The following is a 24507-nucleotide window of genomic DNA, read 5'->3' on the forward strand; positions in this document are numbered from 1 at the left end:
AAAAGAGCCAGAGTTCTCAGGTTAACACTCTGCTTCTTTGCATCATTAGTAAATATCCGAGCATCGCTGCGCCCACCAATAGCCACAGGCAAACCCTCCAACGATGGTTCACTAATGCGAACGGCACTTACAAAAAAGCAGTCTATATCTATATGTATTTTCATAAACGCAATTGTAGGTAAATTTATAAATGTAGGCTTAAAATATGACAAATTGCAAAGAAAAATTCACTTATGAAGTCATCTGGCACTATTTAACAAAAGTTTTACTATTTGCATAGCAAGGATAAGCTAAGATATATGACTTATATCAAAAAAACAGTGGAAAATTACATGCAACAACTTTTTGGGCAAAAAGTAATAAACGATTTTATACAAAAGCAAGATGAAAAACTTATAGAAAACAGATGGCAAAAGTACAAAAACTTTTTAGCCAAAAAAGAGAAGATTTCTTCATGGATAGAGACCGATTATCAAGACGGTTTTTTAGAAGATATCTTTGAAAACTGCCTCGGTTATATATCTAAAACCCGCTCAACAGATGAACACTACACACTAGAACGTGAAAAAAAGAACGAAACAAACGGACAAAAAGCAGACGGTGCTCTTTTGGTTGATGACAAAGTTGTTGCCGTCATAGAGCTAAAAGATTTAAAAACAAAAGATTTGGACAAAAAGTACAATCGTGATGAGAGTGCGGTGAGACAAGCTTTTGGGTATTTGCAATACAACAACCATGCAAAATATGTCATCGTTTCAAACTTCAACGAACTAAGATTTTATTTTGACAAAGCTACGGCATACGAGCAGTTTTTTCTTTTTGATTTGGATTATGAGGGCTTTAAAAAACTTCACACTATTTTAAGTTATGAGAGCATAAGTAAAAATCTTCCACAGGACATAAAAGAAAAATCGCTTAACTTTGAGCAGGATATCTCTAACAAACTCTATAAAGACTATACAAATTTTAGAACACATCTTTTTGAAAATATACTCAAAAATAACCAAGATATTGACAAACTAGAGCTTTTAAATGCCACACAAAAACTCATAGACCGAATCGTATTTATACTTTTTGGCGAAGACACAGACCTTTTGCCAAAAAACACAATCGGCACAATAATTCAGCGTCAAAAAGAGGTTAAAAAGCTTGTCAAAACTTTTACACTTTATGACTCCTACAAAGTCTATTTTGAAGCGATAAACGCAGGCGATGAGGATTTGGATATCACCATGTACAACGGCGGACTTTTTGCGCATGATGATTTTTTGGATGCACTTATCATCGATGATGAAGTTTTAGACGCAAGAGCGAAAATCCTCTCTGCTTACAACTTCGGAAGCGATATCTCTGTAAATATTTTGGGGCATATATTTGAGAACTCCATCAGCGAACTTGAAGAGATGAGCGCACAGCTTTTGGACAACGACTTTGACAAAAAGCAGTCCAAGCGAAAAAAAGACGGTGTATTTTACACTCCTGCTTACATCACAGAGTACATTGTGCAAAACACTCTCTGCAAGTTGTGTGAAAATAAACGCTCAGAGCTAAACATCGCAGAAGTTGAAGCCATCGCCAACCCGAAAAAACCGACAAAAAAAGAGCAAGAAGCAAAAGAGAACCTTTTGGCATACAAAGAGTGGCTCTTAAACTTAAAGATTTTAGACCCTGCATGTGGAAGTGGAGCATTTTTAAATCAGGCTTTGGAATACTTGCTAAAAGAGCATAAAAGACTACAAAATGATTTGGCACTAATGGGTGACTTGTTTGCCGTCTATGAGGTAGAAAAAGAGGTGCTAGAGCATAACCTTTACGGTGTGGACATAAACGAGGGAGCAGTGGAAATTGCAAGACTGAGTTTGTGGCTAAGAACTGCAAAAAGAGGCAGACCTCTCACAAAACTTGCAAATAAAATCAAAGTAGGAAACTCTCTCATAAGCGACAAAACAGTCGTGCCAAATGCTTTTGATTGGCATGTGGAATTTCCAGAAGTTTTTGCGCAGGGCGGGTTTGATGTTGTGATTGGGAATCCGCCGTATGGGGCAAAATTATCTCAACATGAAAAAGACTATTTGAATAAAAAATTTGAAACGGTTGAATACCAATTAGATACATATACTTTATTCATGGAACAAGCTTATAATCTTTTGAAAATAAATGGCAAACTTGGGTTGATTGTTCCATCTACTTGGTTAACAATGTTTTATTTTAAAGATTTAAGAAAATATCTCATAGAAAATACTTTTTTTGAAAATATATTATTATTTCGGTATCAGGTTTTTGATGATGTAACAGCAGAAACTTCAATAATTACATTATCTAAAAATAAGGTTCAAAATAAAAATATAGTGATAAATCATTTTAATAATACAAATGAAATAGAAACTAAACCTACTAAAACAATTTCACAAAATGATTGGTTAAATAGTTATGAGTTAGGCTTTAACTTATTATTTGATGGGAATAAATTAGAAATCATAAATAAAATCATTATTGACACATTTGGATTAGAAAAATTTTCAAATGTTACAGTTGGGATAAAGCCATATCAAACAAATAAAGGAACTCCTAAACAAACGGCATTAGATGTAAAAAGTAGAGTATATGATGCCAATTATAAAATAGATGATACATATAAAAACTATATAGTTGGTGGAAGTATAAATAAATTTATGATTACACCTTCAAAAACTGATTGGTTGAAATATGGTAAATTTTTAGCTGAGCCGAGACAAAGTTTGAATTTTTTTCAAACAAAGATAATGGTTAGACAAACAAGCGATAAAATTATATCGGCAGTTGATTATGAAGGATTGTTATCTTTAAATAATGTTCATAATATAGTTGTAAAAAATGATTTACTAAAGTATGAAACTTTAACTTGTATTTTAAACTCAAAGCTTATGGATTTTTATTATAAGTTTTTAGTTCCAGAAGAGGGAAGAACATTTGCAGAAGTAAAAGCAGTAAATTTAAAAAGACTTCCTATAAAAAATATGGATAAAGATTTTAATCAACAACCATTCATCAAAAAAGCGGACAAAATGCTCTCGCTAAACAAAAACCTCCAAGAGACAAAACAAAACTTTATAAACGAACTAAAACTTGAAAAGCTCACAAAAAAACTTCAAAACTTTGAAGAACTCACCTTTGATGAATTCATAACAGAGTACACAAAATCCCTCAAACTAAAATTTGCCGATAAACTCGCAGAACGCAACTTCAAACAAGAGTGGCAAGCCATCTTCGAAAACGATAAAACCTTGGCATGTGGATTTAAAACAGAGATACAAATAAACGACAAAGAGATAGATAAAATGGTCTATGAACTTTATGGGTTGAGTGATGATGAGATTAAGATTGTGGAGGGGATTTGATGTTGAGAGATGAGATTTATTTAGATAAAGCCTTTATTATTGAATTATATGAAGAACATTTTGGAAAAGAAGCACCTATAAAATATTCAAAAACAACAGATGTATCGGTTGGAATAAATGTTGTTGCCAAAGTAGGAGCATCTTTAAAAGAGACTTTTGAATATTCTGTTAATACACATGAAATGTATTTAAAACTGAAAGATAAGCTTAATACAATTGAAGAAATATCATTAAAGGATAATGATATAAAAGACTTGCCTGATTTGTTTTGGATAGAAGGTTTATTCGGTATTACACAAAGTAGTTCAACTGACGAAAATAATGTTCTGAAATTTTCATTTTGTGCAGAAGTTGATAAGAAAATAATATTTTTGGCTACAAATAATGTATATTTTTCTAGTGGATACGACCAATTATTGAACTTTACACACGTAGTTCATAGATATGGAATTAAAGCAAAAATGCTATTGAAGTTTTTGGGAAATAGTAAAAATTTTTCTTTAGCATCTCCAATGATAGTCATTAAAACAGGAAATTATGAACATGAAGAGAATGCGAGGGCAAAGTGAGTTGTAAATTTACTCGCTCCCATGCTGTGCTTGGGAGTGTATATTACGATATGAATTCCCAAGTAGAATATGGGAACTAAAAAATTATAAAATACACCAATCGTTGAATCTCTACTTATACATGTCAATCTAAAAACATTTCAATCTGTCATATATTTTCAAATACCGCATAAAATCTGTTACTCTTTATACAATAAGTTATTTTATAAAATGAGGAAATTATGAAAAAGTTTGACGAATGGAATGAAACTAAAAAACTTACTGAAGTTAATATGCGGCGAGTCGGTATTAAGCCTAGAGAGTTGTTTTGGGTAAAAATCGGACAAAATATCGGTTCAGAAGAGTATGGGAAAGGAGAAAATTTTACTCGTCCTGTAATTATTGTACGCAAACTTACACACGATTTATTTTTAGGAATTCCTACAACAACATCATATAAGAATGATGACTATTTTCATAGTTTTGAGTATAACAATAAGTCAAAGGGCAAAACAAATACAACAGCAATGATACTCCAGATAAAAGTCTTTAGTACAAAGAGATTGATGAATAGAATAGGAATGGTCGACAAAGAAAATTTTAAAACGATACAAGAAAAAATAAAAAAATTGATTAGCCCCACTTGAACAAGTGGGTGTGCCCTAAGGCGAATTGTAAGGGTATTATACACTAATATAAAAATAATGTCAAAACATTACAAATTGCCATACTTTTAAATATCTTAAAAGTTGATGACAAAATATAAACAACGCCCCTGAGAATGAATCTCCACTTTTTAACTCATTCCCATCGTCTCGAGACTGTGAAATAACTTTCCTCGTTCTCTAGTTCCACCTTTCCCAAGGCGGAACTCCTACTCAAACTAAAACTTCATAAAGTTTCCACATGCCAAAAAAATCAAATATCTCGGCATGTGGAAATAATCTCAACTCATCATAAACTGTGATAATTTTAATTTCATCGAATTCGATGGAGTTGAAAGTTAAGCGGTAAATGATTTTCAGTTGTCGCAAAATTTGCGACAACTACCTCTGATTTCCACATGCCAAACACTCTAGCTACACAATTCTTCTATTTCAGTCCACACCTCCCGAAGCCAAGGCATCTGTTTCTACCATAGGAGTTAGAAAGATATTGGCATGTGGAAACAGATAAATATTTCAAACTGCAATACTTTTTAAATCTACTTCATTCTTTTGATACAGTAAAAAATATATATTTGAGGACATGAAAATGGATAAGCTTAACAAATCTGATATAGTCATCTATGATGACGGTGAACTAGAGTTAACTGTATCTATAAATAATGAAACAGTTTGGCTCAATAGAAATCAAATATCTGAACTCTTTGGTAGAGATGTTAAAACTATAGGGAAGCATATTGGAAATGTATTTAGTGACGGTAAACTGGAGAAAAGTCCAACTGTCGCAAATTTTGCGACAACTGCCTCAGATGGAAAAATATATAATGTTGAATACTACAATTTGGATGTAATCATCTCTGTTGGATATAGAGTCAAATCTCAAAAAGGTGTGAGGTTTAGACAGTGGGCGACATCTGTACTTAAAAGCTATATTTCCGATGGCTATGTGATTAACTCTGAAAAGATTACAAATCAAAGGTTTAAAGAACTTGAAAATGATGTGGTGCTTTTAAAATCAAAAGTCGACAAAGTTTCTAGCCTTATTAGTGATAATTCAATAAAACCATCCAAAGGGATATTTTTTGATGGAGAGGTTTATGATGCTTATATCTTTGTCAATAGTTTGTTAAAAAGTGCAAAAAATGAAGTGGTGCTTGTTGATAATTATATAGACGATAGTGTCTTTACACTTTTTAGTAAATATCCAAATCTTAAAATAATAATTTATACTCATACCATCACAAAGCAACTCAAACTTGATTATCAAAAATACAAGGCACAATATCAAAATATAGAATTAAAAGAGTTCAAAAATGCTCATGATAGATTTATGATAATCGACAATGCAGAAATTTACCATATCGGAGCAAGTCTCAAAGATTTAGGTAAAAAATGGTTTGCTTTTTCAAAATTTGAGATGAGTGCTTTAGAAATTTTAGGGAGATTGAAATACGTTACCGAGTGAAGTACTCTTGGCATGTGGAAATAAATAAAAATCTTTCAAACTGCCATATATTTACACTTGTCATAAGAAATTTGATACGCTTGAGAATATTTATTGTAAAGAGGTTGAATAGATGAAAAATATTACCATATCTAATATTGAGAACTATATGTACATGTTTAGTGCCCAAAATAATCAATTTAATGATATTCAATGGGTAGAGCCTATTTTTATTGCGATGACTAGAGCATATCAAAACGAAAAGCAAATTAATATTCAGACGGATAGTGGCTATTTTAAAAATATGATTGAGTATAAATTTAAAGAGGGTAAAACATACAGCCCCGTTGAGAGAATACATGATAGAAACGGATTAGAAAAAAGCTAGAGAAAATAGCTCTCTAGCTCTTTACGCTCGCCTTTATCAAAGTTTTTAACTCTCTAATCTCATCTCTTAGTTTTATAAGTTCATTGTTAGTGTGGTTTTCGGCTACTTGAACCTCCTCTACTATATGCTCTTCTTCACTCTTGTTTATAATGGACATAGCATCAACTACAATCGCAACAATGAGGTTTATCATAACGAAGGTAACTATAAAGATAAATGGCACAAAAAACATCCATGCAAACGGATAAACTTCCATGATAGGGCGAACTATTCCCATAGACCAAGACTCTAGCGTCATGATTTGAAAAAGTGTGTAGAAAGATTCGCCTAATGTTCCAAACCACTCTGGAAATTTCTCAGAATATAGCTGTGTCGCCATTATGGCAAATATGTAAAAAAAGAGACTCATAAGAGCGGCGATAGAGAGCATTCCGGGGATAACGCTGATTAGTGCGGAGACTATTTTTCTCATCTGCGGAACGACTGTTACCAGTCTAAAGAGTCTTAGAACCCTTAAAACTCTTAAAATCTCAAAACCTTCACTTACAGGTATAAGTGAAATTGCAACGATTGTAAAGTCAAAAATACTCCATGGATCTTTAAAAAAGGAGAGTCTATGAACATAGATACGCATCGCAATTTCTATAGTAAAGATGGAGATAACAAGAGTATTAAAGAGTGAAGCAAGCCCGCCGAAATTTGCCATAAACTCTCTTGAAGTCTCAAGCCCCATAGTTATGCCGTTTAGTATAATCAGGTAGGTTATAAAATTTGTGAAGTTTCTGCTTTGAACAACTGCTTGGATTTTACCGTACATGTGCTTCCTTTGATTTTTTTTGGAATCTTATCACTCTTTAAATAATATTTAGTGGCTAAGTTTGTATCTATGTTTTATGATTTGTAGTTTTATGTTGGTACAATTCGCTTATGCAATATATATTACTAATTTTTACTCTTTTTTTTAGTGCGTGCAGCATCAAAAACTATGAACATACGCAGACAAAAATAATCACTATAAAATCGCCAAAGATTAAGTTTTATGATGTTGGTTATCTTAGAAATAGCGATAAAGCAATAGAGTTGGAGCTTTTTATAGCAGGAAAAAGTATAGAAAAAATAGCCATAAATCATCTCATTTGTGTAAGTGATGGATGCATGAGCAAGAGTGGATTTAACAAAGAGTATCTGAACTCGGCTTACCCTGATGATATATTAAAAAATATACTACTCTCCCATGCGATTTATGGCGGAGCAAATTTAAGCAAAACAAAGAACGGTTTTACTCAAGATATAGAGGATAAAGATGTGGATATTATCTATAGAGTAGAGTCAAACGGAGTCTTTTTTAAAGATAGAAAAAACAGCATAATATTTAATATAAAGGATTTGGATGAGTAAATTTGTAGGCGCACATGTAAGTGCAAGTGGCGGCGTTTTTAACGCAGTAGAAAATGCCGTGGCTATCGGTGCAAAAGCGTTCGCACTCTTTACCAAAAACCAAAGACAGTGGAACGGCAAAGAGCTTGATAATGAGACGATAGATAAGTTCAAAGAGGTGTTAGAAAAAAGCGGGATTTTGCCTCGGCATGTGCTTCCTCATGACTCATATCTTATAAATCTTGGTCACCCTGAAGCGGACAAAAGAGAAAAATCAATGGATGCTTTTTTGGATGAGGTGCAAAGATGCTCTCTTTTAGGATTAGACAGACTTAATTTTCATCCTGGGAGTCATCTTAAGCAGATAAGCGAAGATGAGTGTCTGGCTAAAATCGCAGACGCAATGAACAGAACTCTAGAGAAAACAAGCGGTGTTAGCCTTGTTCTTGAAAATACCGCAGGGCAGGGAAGCAACCTCGGCTGGAGGTTTGAGCATCTGGCACAAATCATAGACAAAGTAGAAGATAAAAGCCGCGTAGGAGTCTGCATCGATACCTGCCATATGTTTAGCGCAGGTTACGATATAAGGACAAGAGAAGCGTACGATAAAACATGGAACGAGTTTGATAAAGTTATCGGTTTTAAGTACCTGATGGGCATGCATATAAACGACTCAAAAGCAAAGTTTGAATCACATGTAGATAGGCATAACTCTCTAGGCAAGGGCGAAATTGGGCTTGATGCGTTTAGGTTTATCATGAACGATGAGAGAATGGATGACATCCCGCTTATCTTAGAGACTATCGACGATAGCATCTGGAAAGAGGAGATAGAGCTTTTATACTCTTTTGTAAATTAAGGGCTATTTGTGTAGAATCTACTCTTTTAATAGAGGTAGGAGATATAAATTGTTGAGAAATATTGTTCTGTTTTTAGTGCTGGGGAGCGCTTTGTTTGCCGGTGGTTATAAAATTCCGGAGACTTCCCTGGGTTCTGTTGCACTCGGTGCCGCAAATGTTGCACATGCAAGTGGTGCTGATGCTGCATACTACAACCCCGCAAATATGATTTTTATGAAAAATCAAGCGGTCATGGAGGCAAACCTAATCTATATCGGACTTAGTGAAGTAAACTATAAAGCGGTGGGTATAGATATAGAGTCAAAGAGAGAGAACTTTTTTATTCCTTCTCTTCACTATGTTTCACAGGAGATTGGCACTGCTCGTTTTGGACTTAGCATAGTCTCTCCTGTAGGACTTTCAAAGAGATGGGATGACGCACCTGCTGTATATAGTGCGCAGGAGTTTACGCTTAAAACCGTTGAGATAAATCCGAGTGTTGCCCTGCCAATAGGTAATAAAGTTTCCGTTGCACTAGGTCTTAGAGCCATCTACTCCAAGGGAGTTGTAAATAGTAGCTCACCAGTTGCATCTCGTGACATGAATGGCGATTCTAGTATAGATTTTGGGTATAATTTGGCACTATCTTACAAACCGACACCTGAGTTTGAGACGGCTTTGACATACCGCTCAAAAGTAGATTTGGAACTAAAGGGCAACGCTGCTTTGTCGTACTCAAGTGAGAGTTCAAATAGCAGTGCCTCGGTAAGCGTTCCTGCGCCGGCAGCGTTGAATCTTGCCGTTGCCTATACATTTTTGAGTGATACAACCATAGAGTTTGTATATGAGAGAAACTATTGGTCTGCATATAAAGAGCTTGATTTTAACTATGGCGCAGGTGTAAACCCTGTGACAGAGGTTGTTTTTGGCACTCCAATTGCAAAAAATTACAAAGATACAAATAGTTATCGTCTAGGCATTACGCAAAAACTAGACAAATTTACGCTTATGGGCGGTGTTGTTATAGACGAATCGCCTGCACCAGAAGCAACGCTCGGATTTGAACTGCCAGATAGCGACTCTATGTCGTTTTCTTTGGGCTCAAGATACTGCATAAACGAGAAGATAAGCATAGGATTAGCCGCTTTATACTCCATAAGGGAAGATAGAACGGTCTTAAACAGCAAGCTAGATGGAGAGTTTTCAAACTCAAACGTATTGATAATCTCTTCAGCACTTGAGTATAAATTTTAAGGAAATATTTGGAAACATTAATAAATTTTTTAGAAGCAAAAGATATAGAAAAAACGCTTATTTATGCGCAGCTAAAATGTAGTAAAACAGAAGCACGGTTGTTGCAGACACTTACAAAAAGATATATTCGCGGCGAAGATGATGCCTTGATACTTGATCTTTTGCAGGAGATACACGGCGAAGAAAAATATGAAGCCATTAAGCATATAGCAGAGGTAAAACTTCTTTTAGAACTCGGCTGGCTGCATCAGCAGAGTTTTACACCTATAAAGATTTCAGAGGTAACTCCGCTAGAGCTTCTAAACAGTGCGGTTGGGCTTTCGCCATCATTTCTTAAGCTGCTTCAAGACGGTGCGCTTGAGAGTGAACTACCCGACATAAAACCCTACTCTGATCATCTTGAGTATCTTCAAGATCAGTTTTTACGCATAGACCTGTACCAAAAGATGAGTGCTATTCGCCAAAACGTACATGAGCACTCTTTGGGGATTGACAGAACGCAGGCTAAGTTAAAAATCCTTGAAAAACGCATAGAGGAGAGAGTTGCACAGACTGTTGGAAAGCTTGTGCTTGATAAGTTTTTCAAGCAAAAAAAGATGGACTCAAAAGAGCAGGTTATTTTTCTAGCACTTCTTCGTGAAGAGTATAGCGCTACGGACGCATCCCTTCGGGAGATGAACACGCTCATAGAACTAATATCGCTTGATGAGTATGAGCGTATAAAAAACCGTTCACTATTGGAGGATGGCTCAAACCTTATAAATGACGGAATCATTGATTATGAGGAGATGCTTAACCCTTTTGGAGGAATTTCACGTGCATTTTATATTGTCGATGATGTTCTTCAAAGCATTATTCATCCGCAAAAAAACAAAAAAGTTCGCCGCATAAAACTAAATACGCTTATAGATGAGCAGGATATTTTTGAGCTTGTAGAACCTGAGACTTCACTTGAGGATGTCGTACTTGCAAACGAGACTCAAACTACGCTCCAAAATCTCATGAGACAGCTTGATAAAGAGGTTGTTGGCAGACTTGTAGAGTGGGGTGTAAAAGATAAAAAAAGCGGTATTGATGCAAGAATTATCTTCTACGGCGCGGCTGGAACCGGTAAAACCATGACGGCATATTCGCTTGCAAAATCTTTAAAGCGTCAGGTTTTAGCATTTGACTGTTCAAAAATTCTCTCCATGTATGTGGGGGAGAGCGAGAAAAACGTTCGCAAGATTTTTGATACTTTTTATGATTTATGTGAAAAAACAAAGTCAGAGCCGATACTTCTGCTCAATGAAGCAGACCAGTTTTTAGGAGCACGCTCAAGCGGCACAAACAGCGGAGCCGACCAGATGCACAACCAGATGCAAAATATCTTTTTGGAGCAGATAGAGAAGTTTAGGGGCGTACTTATCGCTACTACAAACCTCTTAGAAAATATAGACAAAGCATTTTCAAGACGCTTTAACTACAAGATTGAGTTTAAAAAACCAAACAAAGCGCAAAGACTCTCACTTTGGAAAAAGATGCTTCCTGTAAATGCGCCTTACGAGGAGGGCTTTAACGTAGAAGAACTCTCTACTTACTCTCTAACAGGTGGACAGATAAATCTAATTATAAAAAATACGGCATACAGAGTTGCCGTAAGAGAAGAGCCGTTATTCGCTTTAGAGGATTTCGAACAAGAGATCAAAAAAGAGAAAGACGCAAGTTTTGACAGCGAAAAATTGATGGGATTTTTAAATAAATAAGATGAATAAGTTTATGCATCAAGCGGTAAAAGAGGCGCTAAAAGGGGTCCATAGCAACCATGGCGGACCTTTTGGGGCAGTTATTGTAAAAGATGGCAAGATCATCTCAAAAGCTCACAATCAAGTTTTAAAACAAAACGATGCAACTGCTCATGCAGAGATAAATGCTATAAAAAAAGCCTCAAAAAAGCTTAAAACTTTTGATTTAAGCGGATGTGAACTATACGCTACATGTATGCCTTGCCCGATGTGTTTAGGTGCTATAAAATGGGCAAATATAAAAACAGTCTATTATGGAGCAACAAGCGAAGATGCCGATAAGATAGGCTTTAGAGACAAAGAGTTTTACGAAAAAGAGACTTTAGAGCTAAAAAATATCGACAGAGAAGAGTGCTTAAAACCTTTTAAAGCATGGAGCGTAAAAGAGGATAAAATGCTCTACTAAAATAGCAATTTTTGGATTGTTAAATCTTTTTGATTCAGTTATTCTTTTAAAAATCAAAGATTGGAGAGAAAAGATGAGTTTTATATCAAACGCAAGCTTGGAAGTTGCAGATAGAGAAGTTTTTTCAATTATTGAAAAAGAGCTAAAGAGACAAACCAATCACTTAGAGATGATTGCTAGTGAGAACTTTACAAGCCCAGCGGTTATGCAGGCTATGGGAAGTGTTTTTACTAACAAATACGCCGAAGGCTACCCATATAAGAGATACTATAGCGGTTGTGAAGAAGCTGATGCTATTGAGCAGTTGGCGATTGACAGGGTTTGTAAAATCTTTGGTTGTACTTATGCCAATGTTCAGCCCCACTCAGGAAGTCAAGCAAATGCTGCTGTTTACGCGGCACTTCTTCAATCAGGAGATAGAATTTTAGGTATGAATCTCTCTGATGGTGGACATTTAACTCATGGAAGTAAACCATCTTTTTCAGGTAAAAACTACTCGGCATTTTATTATGGTGTAGAGCTTGATGGAAGAATCAACTATGAAAGAGTTTTAGAAATTGCAAAAATCACGCAACCAAAAATCATAGTTTGCGGTGCTAGCGCATACGCAAGAGAGATAGACTTTAAAAAGTTCAAAGAGATAGCCGACGCTGTTGGTGCTATTTTATTTGCCGATATTGCCCACGTTGCAGGTCTTGTTGCGGCGGATGAACATATGAGCCCATTCCCTTATGCCGATGTTGTAACAACTACCACACATAAAACACTAAGGGGTCCAAGAGGCGGTGTGATTATGACAAATGATGAGGAGATTGCTAAAAAAATCAACTCAGCAATTTTCCCCGGAACTCAAGGTGGACCGCTTGTTCACGTTATAGCTGCAAAGGCAGTTGCATTTAAAGAGGTACTAGCTCCATCATGGAGAGAGTACGCAAAACAGGTAAAGGCAAATGCCAAAGTGCTTGAGAGAGTGCTACTTGAGAGAGGATTTGAGCTTGTCTCAGGCGGAACGGATAATCATCTTGTTTTGGTCTCGTTTTTAAATAGACCTTTCTCGGGTAAAGATGCTGATGCCGCATTAGCAGATGCGGGAATTACCGTAAATAAAAACACAGTTCCAGCAGAGAAGAGAACGCCATTTATAACCTCGGGTATCAGGATAGGAAGCCCAGCATTAACGGCAAGAGGCATGAAAGAAAAAGAGTTTGAGTTTATCGCAAATAAAATCTGCGATGTTTTAGACAACATTGAAGATAAGCCTCTTCATGCTAAAATAAACAAAGAGTTAGAAGAGTTAGCCGGGAATTTTGTGATTTACAATCAATCGACTTACTAACTGATGTTACGCACTAAAACGAACGCGTCCGTTTTAGTGGCAGGGACAAATGTCCCTACAACCCCCTGAAGCTACGAAAAACTTTGTTTTTCGAGAATTACAAGGTGTTTATACACTTTTATGAAAAGTGCATAATGTAAGTTACTAAAGGTTTTTTTGAGAGTCTGGAGAAGCGATGCATACTTTTAATAGCAACTATATACAGATAGAAAAAGCAATAAAATATATTGATGAGAACTTCAAAGAGCACCCCTCGATTGATGAGGTTGCTAAAAATATCGGTATGAGCAAATACCACTTTATAAGAGTTTTTAAAGAGTATGTAGGCGTTACTCCTATGCAATTTTTACACAGCGTGACACTAAACTATGCAAAAGAGCATATAAAAGAGTCCAAATCCATACTTGATAGCAGTTTAGATATGGGGCTCTCAAGCTCAAGCAGACTTCATGAACTTTTTGTAAACCTAATCGGCGTAACCCCAAGAGAGTGGAGAGAAAAAGGCAAAGATGTTTTGATAACCTACGGATTTGGAGAAACTCCTTTTGGAGAGGCTTTGATAGGATTTACGGACAAAGGCATCTGTTATTTGGGTTTTATTGATAATAATAAAAATGAGATTTTTAACAGATTTAAAGAGCTTTGGGAAAATGCAAATCTCTGTTTCGATGAAAAAGCCGCAAATGAGTACTTAGAGAATATCTTTATAAAAAATAAAAAATACTCCCTTTTTGTAAAGGGAACAAATCTTCAGATAAATGTTTGGAGGGCCCTTTTAAACCTGCCAAACGGGGTAGTCGCAACCTATCAAGATATAGCAAATTTTGTAGATAAACCAAAAGCAGCCAGAGCGGTAGCCAGTGCCATCGGAAGAAACCACATAGGGTATCTAATCCCCTGCCACAGAGTTATAGCTAAAAGCGGAGCCATGAGCGGTTATAGATGGGGGATTGAGCGTAAAAAAATACTAATTGCTTATGAGTCTTTAAACAAAGAAACTAAAGCTATTTAACGAACTTTAAAAGGAGGCAGTTCCTCCTTTATTTATAATACCTTCCTACACACTCTAAAATATCTACTCTTATAACAGCGGTTGTATTTATCATCTTAAGAGGCATCTCTTTAGCTGCTAGATGAGGTGTGAATTTTTCTATGATTTTAGATAGTGCAATTTTTTTCTCATCAAAATCAGTAACGATTGAAGCCGTGCCGTTAGCGATAATGCTGTTGAATTCTGTATTTACATCACAAGGATTTTCAACACCTTCATGTAGCAATGAGAGCATTTCATCTATCTCAAAACAGACATTTTGGTTAAACACAATGTTGTCAATTTTTTTGCCCTTTGGTAAGCCATGCATATATATTTTATTCTCAAAATATACAAAATGCATAGGTAGTACATAAGGAAAACCATCTTGAGAAAAAGTCCCAAGCCGTCCAACTTCAGCTCGCAAAAACAGCTCCTCTATCTGCTCTTTGCTTAAGAGATGTGTTTTAGTTCTATGTCTCATGTTTGCCCCTTTTAAATATATAATGTAGCGTTATTATAGAGTAGTAATATAAGTGAAGTCAATCCAAAAATTGCTTATAAATGTCTTTATCTCAGATTTTTTATAAATTGTTCTCTTTTAAGATTTGTAAAATTTTATCATCACTGATATTTTCTAGCTCACTTTTAGTATAAATTTCAAGTAGATATATTATGTTTTTGATTTTTTTATAATAAACTACCCTAAAACCGCCTCTTTTACCTGTAGGGATTGAGGAGTTTGCAACCCTTATTTTATAGCAACTATTTCCAAGCTCCACACCATCTATACTGCTTTGTAATTCATCTTGAAGTAATATCAAATCATTTTTAATGAGTTTATACTTCTTGCTTAGTTTTTTAACTGATTTTGCAAATTGTGGTGTAGCAATAATGCTATAGTTCATCTATAAGACTTTGCAAAGTTTGTTGGTTAGCTGAATTATCTTTCATCTCTTTGCAAGAAGTATCTAGATTTTTATAAAACTCTTTTGCTTTTTGTTCACTTATAAACACTTTGATAGACTCTGTAATAATATCACTACGGTTAAGAGTGTACTCTTGTGTAAGTTTATCAATCTCTTCTATTAGGTATCTTGGCAACCTAAGTCCAACTTGCTGTTTTTCTAATTGTGATAATGTGTACATGTTTACATCCTATCTTTTTATATAATATATTATATACTATTTATATAACAGTGTCAAACTTTGCTCATAAAACAGAGTCTAAGAGACAACACTGTTGTAAATCTTTCGTTTTACTGTTTTATATATGAGATTATTTAGATACCATTTAACAGTTAAATAAAATAGAACAAAAAGAAAAACTATATGAGATTAATAATACTGTTTTTATCACTTATTTCACTCTCATTTGCGCAGCCAATTGTAAATATAGACTCAGATAGGTTTAGCATTACAGATTTTGAACTGAGCTATTTTATTGACAATGCGAGTGAACTGAAATTTGAAGATATTAAATCCATCAAATTTGAAAAAGGCAAAAACAAAGACTCTTTGGGCGTTAAAGTCAAAGATGTTTGGATAAAAATAAAACTTTTTAATGCAACTAAAGAACAACAAACTCTTTTTTTACATCAAGACTTAGCGTATAAATATACAAGTATCGAATACTTTGAAGTAGATGCTACTGAAAAGCTTATAAAAAAAGAGACAATTTCTCCATATGGTCCACAAGCTAAAGAGCAACTAAATGGTGCAGATGCTATATTTGAGTTTACTCTTAAGCCAGATGAGTACAAGACAATATATGTACATCAAAAAACTCCCGCCTACCATTTTTACAACTTTTTAATATTTTCCCAGAAAGAATCTGTTAGATATTTAATATATGAAAAAGTAGATGCCGTATTAATCTCTGGGCTTCTTTTGGCTTTGGCCCTATACAATTTACTTATCTTTATCTCTTCAAGGTATAAAGAGTATTTGTACTACTTCTTATATCTTATATCTTCAACTCTGTGGATATTTTATGTCTATGGTTCACTGGCACACTATTTTCAAATATATGGGGATACTCCTGCAAGATTTAGCTTTGGCATAATGTTAGCTCCCGTTTTTTTAGCACTATTTATTCAAACTATTTTTAAAACAAAAGAAAAATATAAATTTGAGCATAAACTATTATCTAGCGTTATAGTTGTTTCACTATCAAATTTTATGTATGGAATCATAGATTTTACTAGCGCCTTAGAGATTTTGTTTTTATCTCTTAGTTATGCTCTTATCATTTTTATGTGGATTGCTATTAGCCTCTACATAAGAGGCGATAAGCTCATAAAAATATTTCTGTTTGCTCATACGTTTTACTTGATTTTTAGTATTTATGCTCTTATGTATTTTATAGGTTTTGCGGATTCTAACTATATATCGTCCCATGGTACAAGCATTGGACTTATTATCGAGGCACTACTACTCTCTTATTTAGTGGCATATAAATTTAAAATGATGGAAGAGGAAAAAGAGGAAGAAAAGCTCAAACAGATAGAGTTAAAACTCTTAGCATCAACTGACCCCATGACTAAGCTATACAATAGAAGATATTTCACTGAGATATCAGAAAAAGTGCTAGATATCTCTAAAAGAGAGAAGAAACACTTATCTATTCTTATGATTGACATTGATAGGTTTAAAAATGTAAACGATACTTATGGGCACCAATTTGGTGATGAAGTGCTGATTAATTTATCGCGACTTCTTCTTGATACTCAAAGAAAAAGTGATATAGTTTGCAGATACGGAGGCGAAGAGTTTGTCATATTACTGCCAAATACTGCACTCGAAGATGCTACCAATTTAGCCGAGAAGTTACGAAAACTAGTAGAATCATTGACTCTCATCTCTCCACTAAATGAAGATTTTAACTTTACAGTAAGTATAGGCGTGGCTCAAATATATGTAGAAAAGGAAGCAGATCTAGAGTTAGCTATAAAAAGAGCCGATGATGCTCTTTATGTTGCAAAAAACAGCGGTAGAAACAGAGTTAGTGCTAAAAGCTAACTTCTACCCTCTTAGTTTTTCTTGAACCGCTTGAAATATCTCTTTAGACTCATCCGAAGCACTCTCACCAACTCTACTAAAGAGTAAAATAGCAATCCACGCAAAGATAAATCCGGGTAAAAGCTCATATAAATCAAATATACCACCCTCTAAATTTTTGTAGATGATAACAGTTAAAGAACCAACTATCATCCCCGCTATTGCTCCTGTTCTTGTTATGTTTTGGTTATAAAGAGATAAGATTATAAGTGGCCCAAAAGCTGCACCAAAACCAGCCCAAGCGTAAGATACAAGCTGCAAGACACTCGAATTTTCATCTGTTGAGATATACCAAGCAACGAGAGCAATAGCAATAACAGTAGCACGACCAACCCAAACAAGCTCTTTGTCACTTGCGTCTTCTCTAAGAATGGCGTGATAAATATCTCTTGTTAAAACAGAAGAGGAGACTAGAAGTTGAGAATCAATTGTGCTCATAATAGCAGCTAATATTGCAGCGAGTAAGAATCCTGCAATCCAAGGGTTAAAAAGTAGCTGAGAGAGAGTTATAAAAATCTTCTCACTATCTTGCAAGTCAACACCATTTGCTATAACATAAACAAAACCAAAAAAACCAACAGCTAAAGAGCCAAGAATTGAGAGCCCCATCCATGTCATTCCTATTGCTTTTGCACGAGGAATTTCACTCTCATCTCTAATGGACATAAAACGCACTAAGATGTGAGGCTGACCAAAATATCCAAGTCCCCAAGCAAGAAGCGAGATGATGCCAACAAGTGAGCTTCCACTTAAGATATCAAGCATCTTTGCATCGTGAAGTGTAATAACTCTTATAGCTTCACTCACTCCGCCGATATCATATAAAACTACCGCAGGTGTGATAACAAGAGCTAACATCATAAGAATACCTTGAAAAAAATCCGTCCAGCTAACAGCGTTGTAACCGCCTAGAAATGTGTATGAGACAATGATAAAACTACCCACTATCAGAGCGGTCGAATACTCTAAATTGAAGGTAGCTTCAAAAAGTTTAGCGCCGCCTACAAGCCCTGAAGAGGTATATAGGGTGTAAAAAACCAAAATAACAATAGCAGTAATAATTCTTAGAGTATTTTTATTATCTTTAAATCTGTTGGAGAAATAATCAGGAATAGTAATAGAGTCATTAAGAAAGTGAGTGTAAACACGAAGAGGTTTTGCAACAAAGTGCCAGTTCAAATATGCCCCTATAAAAAGCCCAACAGCAATCCAACTACCAACTAAACCATCACTATACATCATCCCCGGAAGTCCTAAAAGTAACCATCCGCTCATATCTGATGCACCAGCACTCAGTGCTGTAACTCCTGGCCCTAAACCTCTTCCGCCTAATATATAATCACTCAAATCATCAGTTTTAAAATAAAAATAAAACCCAATACCTAGCATCGCTACCATATAAAGAGAAAATGAAATTAAAAGTGGTGCTTGCATCTACTTATCCTTCTTGTTTTTTAAACTTTTTAGTCCTAAATTTCCATCTTGGGTGTAACTAGGAAGTTATAAGCCATTTTTTTAGATGCACATTTAGTGAACTCTAGAGATGGAAAAAAAGCAGTAAAGATATTACGCTTTTAGTCTATAGTTTAGCACCTTAATAACTAATAATATTGCATAATTTAGTGCAGAAAACAGAGTTAATACTATCTAATTCCAAAATACCATGATGCAATAGAGAAGTAGATTAGCACACCGCTAATGTCTGCTATGGAGGTAATAAGTGGAGCACTTGCTGTTGCTGGGTCAAGGCGAAGTTTTGTAAATATAAATGGCAAAAGTAGCCCTATAAGGCTTCCTGTTAAAACCACTATAACCATAGTTAAACACACTACGATCATAATCTCAGGAGCTCTAAAACTAGCCACAAGTCCAACTGCCAATGCCATCGTGATGCCGAGTAACAATGCTACGCCTATCTCTTTTGCTATGAGTTTGTACCAGTCGGTTAGTTTAACATCTCCAATCGCTAAAGAGCGAATCATTAGCGTCGCCGATTGTGAACCTGCATTTCCTCCACTATCTATAAGAAGCGGTAAAAAGAAAACCAAGGCGACCATGGATTGGATGAGAGTTTCAAAATTAGCAAGTGCTGCACCTGAAAAAATATTCATAAAAACAAGTGCAACAAGCCAACCTATGCGTTTTTTATAAAGGTTAAATACATGCTCTTTGAGTGGGTTGCTAATCGCTTTTGAAAAGAACCAAATTTATGGAAGTCTTCGGTTGATTCCTCTTCTATAACATCCATGATATCATCGATGGAAACTATCCCTACAAGCACGCCATCAGCACTTAAAACAGGAAGTGCGACTCTATCGTAATCTTGAAAGGTTGCGATAGCTTTTTCTTGATCATCCATCGCATTAAGAGCAATAAAACGGTAATCAAGCAACTCTGCGATTTTTTGCGTTGGCGAGGCGAGGATGAGCTCTTTAATGCGTAGATCATCTATGAGTTTTTTCTTCTCATCCACAACATAAATCACATTTAAGGTCTCAGAATCTTTTCCATATTTTCGTATATGTGCAAACGCTTCTTCCACCGTGTTTTGTGGCTTTATCGCAACATATTGAGGTGTCATTAAACGCCCGATACTATCCTCTGGATATTTAAGAAGTTGTATCGCTATAGTTTGCTGTTTTGGAGAAAGAGAGTTGATAAGTTTTTGCGCTATCTCTTGTGGAAGCTCCTCGAAAAATGCGGTTCTATCATCTGGATCCATGTCATTTAGTAAGATGGAGAGCTTATGACTGTTTTTTGCTAGTTTTTTGATAATTTCATGCTGTTTTTCATAAGAAAGAAGAGAGAAAACCTCTTTTGTTTGTGTTTTATTTAAAAGCCTAAAGAGAATTATTTCACTATCATCCTTTCTCTCTTCGATAAGGTTTGCAAGTTTAAAAGAATCGTACTCTGCAAGTAATCGTCTGAGCTTGTACCACTCTTTACTGAGTAGAAGTTCATGAAGAGTTACTTTTAAGTGTTCCATAATGCCTCCCCCTTTAAAAAATAATTGAAGTTTATGATTTTATCCTAAAAACAGAAGTAAGCGCATATTTTGTAGATGATGGTAATTTTGCTTACTATCTGACATAGTAGCAAATGCAAGTCTTTTAAGCGCTCCTTATGAAAGAGTGTTGCAAATTATAGGGTTTGCTATAATTTTCTCTTATTTATGTTTCTAATTTACACATTGCATAGAAAAGCTCAAAAATAGTGTAGTATTTCGTAACACAGACTCCCTCAAATAGCACCTTAATGTTTTATTTAATACTCTTTTTGCTACAATCCAGCCAACTGTTTTTTCTAAAAATATGTGAAAATATTCAAGTCAAACGACTTATGTTTTTATGCGTTTTAAAACAATAACAATAACAAAGGTAGGTTATATGGAGCATATAGTGACTTCAAATCCGTATTTTGGGGTATTTGTACTTTTCCTTTTAACATTCGGTGCATTTATAACGACGACGATTATAGCTCGTATGGCGAGTCGTGCATTAGCTGCTAAAAATAGTGAAAAAATTAAACTCTCAGTCTATGAGTGTGGACCTGAGATTACAAAACAGCCAAATAGAATCTCTCCGCAGTTTTATCTATTTGCACTGCTTTTTTTACTATTTGATGTAGAGATAGTCTTCATGTTCCCATGGGCGGTTGATTTTAAACTACTCGGTTGGTTTGGTTTTGCCGAAATGTTAATGTTTATACTGCTCTTAACAATAGGTTTTATTTATGCATGGAAAAAAGGAGCGCTTGAATGGCACAACATAAAATAAATTATACGCAAAACGGCGGCTTGCCGGTTGCACTTACAAGTATAGATAAAATCGTAAATTGGGGACGTTCAAACTCCATTTGGGCGCTTACATACGGACTTGCATGTTGTGGTATAGAGATGATGGCATCAGGGGCTTCAAGATATGACTTTGATAGATTTGGAACAATCTTTAGAGCATCTCCTCGTCAAGCAGACGTTATGATAGTAGCGGGAACACTTACGAAAAAACATGCAGAGTTTATCAAAAGACTCTACGATCAGATGGCTGAGCCGAAATGGGTTATCTCAATGGGTTCATGCGCAAATACGGGTGGAATGTTTAACACTTACGCTACTGTTCAAGGGGTTGATAGGATTATTCCGGTTGACTTATATCTTCCAGGCTGTGCTCCACGTCCCGAGACGCTTCAGTACGGCGTGATGCTGCTGCAGAAAAAGATTCGTGCCAATAAAGCTTCAAGAGCGCAAACTGATAAAAGGTTGATGTAATGAGAGCTTATAAACCTAAAGATAATGTACAAGCAAAAGCGTACTATACGGATAGATTTTATGTTTCCCCACAAGTGCCCAAAAGTCATGTTGAGAGCGATGAGGTTTTCGCACGTGATTTAGAGGCTATAAAAGCAAAATTTGATGTTCTTGATGCCTATATTCAAGTAGGACAGATGGTTGTTTTTATCAATCCGTCTGATAATTATAAAGTTTTAGAGCTCTTAAGAGATGAGCTTGAGTACACACAACTCTCCGAAATGAGCGCTATCGACTGGCTTGCAGATAGAGGCGGTTTTGAGATTTTTTATCAGATGCTAAGCATGAATAAACGTAAGCGTCTTCGTATAAAGATGTTTATAAATAAAGGCGAAGCTGTAAACAGCGTTGAAAAGCTGTTCCGCTCTGCTGATTGGTCTGAACGTGAGATGTTTGACATGTTTGGCATTGAAGCAAATGGACACCCTTTTATGAAAAGAATCCTTATGCCTTATGATTGGCAAGGTCATCCGCTTTTAAAAACTTATCCTCTTCAAGGCGATGAGTTTGCGGCATGGTATGAAGTTGACAAGATTTACGGAAAAGAAGCGCGCGATATTATCGGACCTGAACTTCGAGATAGCGCAAAAGTGGACCGTTATGATAGCGAGAGATTTGCACGTCTTGGGCATGAAGTGCCAAAAGGGACGAAAATAACGGGCAACGAACCTAAAGTAGTTCAAAACTACCAAGAAGAGGGTGGCGTGTTTATGGTGAAAAAATTTGATAAAAAAGATTCGGTCGTTATAGACGATCCTCAAAGATAGGTAGTAATATGCAAATTAAAAATAGATTAACCCCGTTTTTTGAAAATATCACTTTTGATAGAGAAGATAATGAGATGATCTTAAACTTCGGTCCTCAGCACCCTTCTGCTCATGGGCAGTTGCGTTTAATGTTGCATCTACAGCAAGAGATGATTGTAAAAGCGCATCCGGATATCGGATATCTTCACCGCGGTATGGAGAAGATGGCTGAAAATATGATTTATAACGAGTTTATGCCTACAACAGACCGTATGGACTACATCGCATCATCTTCTAACAACTACGGATTTGCTCTTGCAGTTGAGAAACTAATCGGGCTTGAAGTTCCACGCCGCGCAAAAGTAATCCGTATGATGCTCTTAGAGATTAACCGTTTGATGAGTCATATTTTTTGGCTAGCAACAACTGCACTTGACATCGGTGCGATGACAGTTTTTCTTTTTGCATTTCGTGAGAGAGAGTACCTTATGGACATCATCGAGGGGTATTGTGGAGCTAGACTTACACATGCCGCTATTCGCATAGGCGGAGTTCCGCTTGATATTCAAGATAGTTTTATAGCTCAGCTAAAGAGTTTTCTGGATAAATTGCCTGCTAATATTAAAGACTATGAAGATTTGCTTGACACTAACCGTATTTGGCTTATGAGAATGGAAGAGGTAGGAGCTATCTCAAAAGAGATGGCGCTTTCATGGGGATGTACAGGACCGATGCTAAGAGCTAGCGGGGTTGCTTGGGATATTCGTAAAGAGGAGCCGTATGAGTTATATGACGAAGTAGAGTTTAAGGTCCCTTACTCAGATAAAGGTGATAACTTTGCAAGATATAAAGTCTTTATGCAAGAGATGAGAGAGTCTGCAAAGATTCTATATCAGACAATAGATATGTATAAAGAGTGTGTTAAAAATAACCAAACTGAGCTAATGGCTCATGCTCCTAAATATGTTTCTGCTCCAAAAATTGACATAATGACGCAAAACTACTCTTTGATGCAGCACTTTGTTCTGGTTACTCAAGGTATGAGACCACCTGTTGGAGAAGTTTATGTGGCAACAGAGTCTCCAAAAGGAGAGCTTGGTTTTTACATCAACTCTCAAGGCGGACCATATCCGTATAGACTAAAAGTTCGTGCACCTTCATTTTGGCATGCGGGAGTTTTAACGGACCTCTTGCCGGGACACTATATTCCAGACGTTGTGTCAATAATCGGTACAACAAATATTGTATTTGGAGAGGTAGATCGCTAATGAAAAAATTTATAATTTTTTCTCTCATCGAAGATGAAGCTTTAGTGAGGGGAATTTTCAAAGAATTCACTTCTTTGAAAAAGGAGACGACAATATGAAAAGATATGATTTAAGACACTTAAAAGATAGTTTTGAACCTAGAATGAAAGAGATTTTAGAGGCTCACAAAGCTGGCGAGGTGGCAATATTTTTGTTTGAAATCGGAGACTTTTTACCGATTCAAAGATCAGCAGATTTGGTAAAAGAGTGCGGATACGAGTTGTTAAACTCTTTAAAGTTCAACGAAGTCGACTGGACTATCGTGACAAAAAAATAAGCAGGATCTAAATTTTGAGCAAAGTATATTTTTCTACTTGGAATGGTGAGTTTGTAAATAACATCAACACACCTATAGAGGAGTGGAAAGAATCAGCTTACAACCTACCGGCACAATATGACAGCCACCGCGAATCAAAAGCTTTCATCGGCTGGGACGGCGTAGCACTTTTTGATGAAGATGTAGATGTTATCCGTCTTGCTATGGAGTACGCTGCACAGTATCAAGAGTACTCTGAAGCGTGTGGAAGATGCGCACCGGGGCGATGGGGCGGACGTATCTTATACGACCAGCTTGACAAGATCGCACGCGGCGAAGGTAGCAGGGCTGATTTGGACCATCTAAAAGAGATCGGCAAAAGTA

General features: G+C 35.9%; 26 protein-coding genes and 1 pseudogene. 19 read left to right on the forward strand and 8 right to left on the reverse strand.

The features are described 5' to 3' along the window. A pseudogene (locus M0Q17_RS05055) lies at positions 1–164 on the reverse strand (hypothetical protein); the annotation flags it as partial. A 168-nt stretch (positions 165–332) separates the two neighbouring features. Between M0Q17_RS05055 and M0Q17_RS05060 the strand changes: the two are divergent. The 5 genes from M0Q17_RS05060 to M0Q17_RS05080 all read left to right on the forward strand — a co-directional run bounded on the left by M0Q17_RS05060 (position 333) and on the right by M0Q17_RS05080 (position 6422). Continuing rightward, positions 333–3377 (forward strand): N-6 DNA methylase, encoded by a 3045-nt coding sequence (locus M0Q17_RS05060; RefSeq protein WP_295084007.1) that lies wholly within the window; start codon positions 333–335, stop codon positions 3375–3377. Further along, positions 3377–3946 carry a hypothetical protein gene (locus M0Q17_RS05065; protein ID WP_295084010.1) on the forward strand — a complete coding sequence of 190 codons (570 nt, stop codon included), beginning with the start codon at positions 3377–3379 and terminating at the stop codon, positions 3944–3946. Before M0Q17_RS05060 ends, M0Q17_RS05065 begins: the two co-directional genes overlap by 1 nt. Positions 3947–4167: 221 nt before the next feature. Further along, entirely contained in the window at positions 4168–4572 is a 405-nt protein-coding gene (locus M0Q17_RS05070; protein ID WP_295084013.1) for a type II toxin-antitoxin system PemK/MazF family toxin, read from the forward strand. Positions 4573–5179: 607 nt separating this feature from the next. Beyond that, positions 5180–6055 (forward strand): RhuM family protein, encoded by an 876-nt coding sequence (rhuM, locus tag M0Q17_RS05075; RefSeq protein ID WP_366835004.1) that lies wholly within the window; start codon positions 5180–5182, stop codon positions 6053–6055. A 112-nt stretch (positions 6056–6167) separates the two neighbouring features. After that, positions 6168–6422 carry a hypothetical protein gene (locus M0Q17_RS05080; RefSeq protein WP_295084018.1) on the forward strand — a complete coding sequence of 85 codons (255 nt, stop codon included), beginning with the start codon at positions 6168–6170 and terminating at the stop codon, positions 6420–6422. Between the two features lie 13 nt (positions 6423–6435). On the opposite strand, the gene M0Q17_RS05085 is transcribed toward M0Q17_RS05080, so the two are convergent. Then, entirely contained in the window at positions 6436–7239 is an 804-nt protein-coding gene (locus tag M0Q17_RS05085) for an ion transporter (protein ID WP_295084021.1), read from the reverse strand. Positions 7240–7349: 110 nt separating this feature from the next. On the opposite strand from M0Q17_RS05085, the gene M0Q17_RS05090 reads away from it, so the two are divergent. The 7 genes from M0Q17_RS05090 (at position 7350) to M0Q17_RS05120 (ending at position 14430) form a co-directional block, all read left to right on the forward strand. Beyond that, positions 7350–7820: a hypothetical protein gene (locus M0Q17_RS05090; RefSeq protein WP_295084024.1), complete on the forward strand. Its 471-nt coding sequence runs from the start codon at positions 7350–7352 to the stop codon at positions 7818–7820. Beyond that, positions 7813–8658: a deoxyribonuclease IV gene (gene nfo, locus M0Q17_RS05095; RefSeq protein ID WP_295084027.1), complete on the forward strand. Its 846-nt coding sequence runs from the start codon at positions 7813–7815 to the stop codon at positions 8656–8658. Before M0Q17_RS05090 ends, nfo begins: the two co-directional genes overlap by 8 nt. Before the next feature lie 49 nt (positions 8659–8707). After that, entirely contained in the window at positions 8708–9892 is a 1185-nt protein-coding gene (locus M0Q17_RS05100; protein ID WP_295084029.1) for an outer membrane protein transport protein, read from the forward strand. A gap of 8 nt (positions 9893–9900) precedes the next feature. Beyond that, entirely contained in the window at positions 9901–11637 is a 1737-nt protein-coding gene (locus M0Q17_RS05105; protein ID WP_295084032.1) for an ATP-binding protein, read from the forward strand. A gap of 1 nt (position 11638) precedes the next feature. Continuing rightward, the gene (locus M0Q17_RS05110) at positions 11639–12082 is read left to right on the forward strand and encodes a nucleoside deaminase (RefSeq protein WP_295084035.1); all 444 of its coding nucleotides are present in this window, start codon (positions 11639–11641) and stop codon (positions 12080–12082) included. Between the two features lie 73 nt (positions 12083–12155). Next, positions 12156–13418 carry a serine hydroxymethyltransferase gene (locus M0Q17_RS05115; RefSeq protein WP_295084038.1) on the forward strand — a complete coding sequence of 421 codons (1263 nt, stop codon included), beginning with the start codon at positions 12156–12158 and terminating at the stop codon, positions 13416–13418. 175 nt (positions 13419–13593) lie between these two features. Further along, on the forward strand, positions 13594–14430 hold the full coding sequence (locus M0Q17_RS05120; protein ID WP_295084040.1) for a methylated-DNA--[protein]-cysteine S-methyltransferase: 837 nt from the start codon (positions 13594–13596) through the stop codon (positions 14428–14430). A 28-nt stretch (positions 14431–14458) separates the two neighbouring features. On the opposite strand, the gene M0Q17_RS05125 is transcribed toward M0Q17_RS05120, so the two are convergent. The 3 genes from M0Q17_RS05125 to M0Q17_RS05135 form a co-directional block, all read right to left on the reverse strand. Further along, on the reverse strand, positions 14459–14932 hold the full coding sequence (locus tag M0Q17_RS05125) for a pyridoxamine 5'-phosphate oxidase family protein (protein ID WP_295084043.1): 474 nt from the start codon (positions 14930–14932) through the stop codon (positions 14459–14461). 100 nt (positions 14933–15032) lie between these two features. Next, a complete protein-coding gene (locus M0Q17_RS05130; protein ID WP_295084046.1) occupies positions 15033–15356 on the reverse strand; it encodes a type II toxin-antitoxin system RelE/ParE family toxin in 324 nt (107 codons plus the stop codon). Beyond that, the gene (locus M0Q17_RS05135) at positions 15346–15597 is read right to left on the reverse strand and encodes a ribbon-helix-helix domain-containing protein (RefSeq protein WP_295084048.1); all 252 of its coding nucleotides are present in this window, start codon (positions 15595–15597) and stop codon (positions 15346–15348) included. The genes M0Q17_RS05130 and M0Q17_RS05135 overlap by 11 nt, the downstream gene beginning before the upstream one ends. A gap of 183 nt (positions 15598–15780) precedes the next feature. Here M0Q17_RS05135 and M0Q17_RS05140 point away from each other — a divergent pair, with 183 nt between their 5' ends. Beyond that, complete coding sequence (locus tag M0Q17_RS05140) at positions 15781–17469, forward strand: diguanylate cyclase (protein WP_295084051.1); 1689 nt, start codon at positions 15781–15783, stop codon at positions 17467–17469. A gap of 3 nt (positions 17470–17472) precedes the next feature. On the opposite strand, the gene putP is transcribed toward M0Q17_RS05140, so the two are convergent. The 3 genes from putP to M0Q17_RS05155 form a co-directional block, all read right to left on the reverse strand. Further along, positions 17473–18942 (reverse strand): sodium/proline symporter PutP, encoded by a 1470-nt coding sequence (gene putP / locus M0Q17_RS05145; RefSeq protein WP_295084054.1) that lies wholly within the window; start codon positions 18940–18942, stop codon positions 17473–17475. A gap of 209 nt (positions 18943–19151) precedes the next feature. After that, entirely contained in the window at positions 19152–19619 is a 468-nt protein-coding gene (locus M0Q17_RS05150) for a magnesium transporter (RefSeq protein ID WP_295084057.1), read from the reverse strand. Positions 19620–19642: 23 nt separating this feature from the next. Beyond that, positions 19643–20494, reverse strand: a complete 852-nt coding sequence (locus M0Q17_RS05155) for a CBS domain-containing protein (RefSeq protein WP_295084060.1) — start codon at positions 20492–20494, stop codon at positions 19643–19645. 400 nt (positions 20495–20894) lie between these two features. Between M0Q17_RS05155 and M0Q17_RS05160 the strand changes: the two genes are divergently transcribed. The 6 genes from M0Q17_RS05160 to M0Q17_RS05185 all read left to right on the forward strand — a co-directional run. Continuing rightward, positions 20895–21284 (forward strand): NAD(P)H-quinone oxidoreductase subunit 3, encoded by a 390-nt coding sequence (locus tag M0Q17_RS05160; RefSeq protein ID WP_295084063.1) that lies wholly within the window; start codon positions 20895–20897, stop codon positions 21282–21284. Next, complete coding sequence (locus M0Q17_RS05165; RefSeq protein ID WP_295084066.1) at positions 21266–21775, forward strand: NADH-quinone oxidoreductase subunit B family protein; 510 nt, start codon at positions 21266–21268, stop codon at positions 21773–21775. Before M0Q17_RS05160 ends, M0Q17_RS05165 begins: the two co-directional genes overlap by 19 nt. Beyond that, on the forward strand, positions 21775–22581 hold the full coding sequence (locus M0Q17_RS05170; protein ID WP_295084069.1) for an NADH-quinone oxidoreductase subunit C: 807 nt from the start codon (positions 21775–21777) through the stop codon (positions 22579–22581). Before M0Q17_RS05165 ends, M0Q17_RS05170 begins: the two co-directional genes overlap by 1 nt. 8 nt (positions 22582–22589) lie before the next feature. Next, entirely contained in the window at positions 22590–23828 is a 1239-nt protein-coding gene (gene nuoD / locus M0Q17_RS05175; protein ID WP_295084072.1) for an NADH dehydrogenase (quinone) subunit D, read from the forward strand. Between the two features lie 94 nt (positions 23829–23922). Then, entirely contained in the window at positions 23923–24144 is a 222-nt protein-coding gene (locus M0Q17_RS05180) for an NADH-ubiquinone oxidoreductase subunit E family protein (protein ID WP_295084075.1), read from the forward strand. Between the two features lie 14 nt (positions 24145–24158). Beyond that, positions 24159–24507, forward strand: a 349-nt coding sequence (locus tag M0Q17_RS05185; RefSeq protein ID WP_295084078.1) for an NADH-ubiquinone oxidoreductase-F iron-sulfur binding region domain-containing protein, incomplete at its 3' end; no start/stop codon positions are given.

This window comes from Sulfurimonas sp. (assembly GCF_023229105.1).
In the GTDB taxonomy this organism is placed as follows: domain Bacteria; phylum Campylobacterota; class Campylobacteria; order Campylobacterales; family Sulfurimonadaceae; genus Sulfurimonas.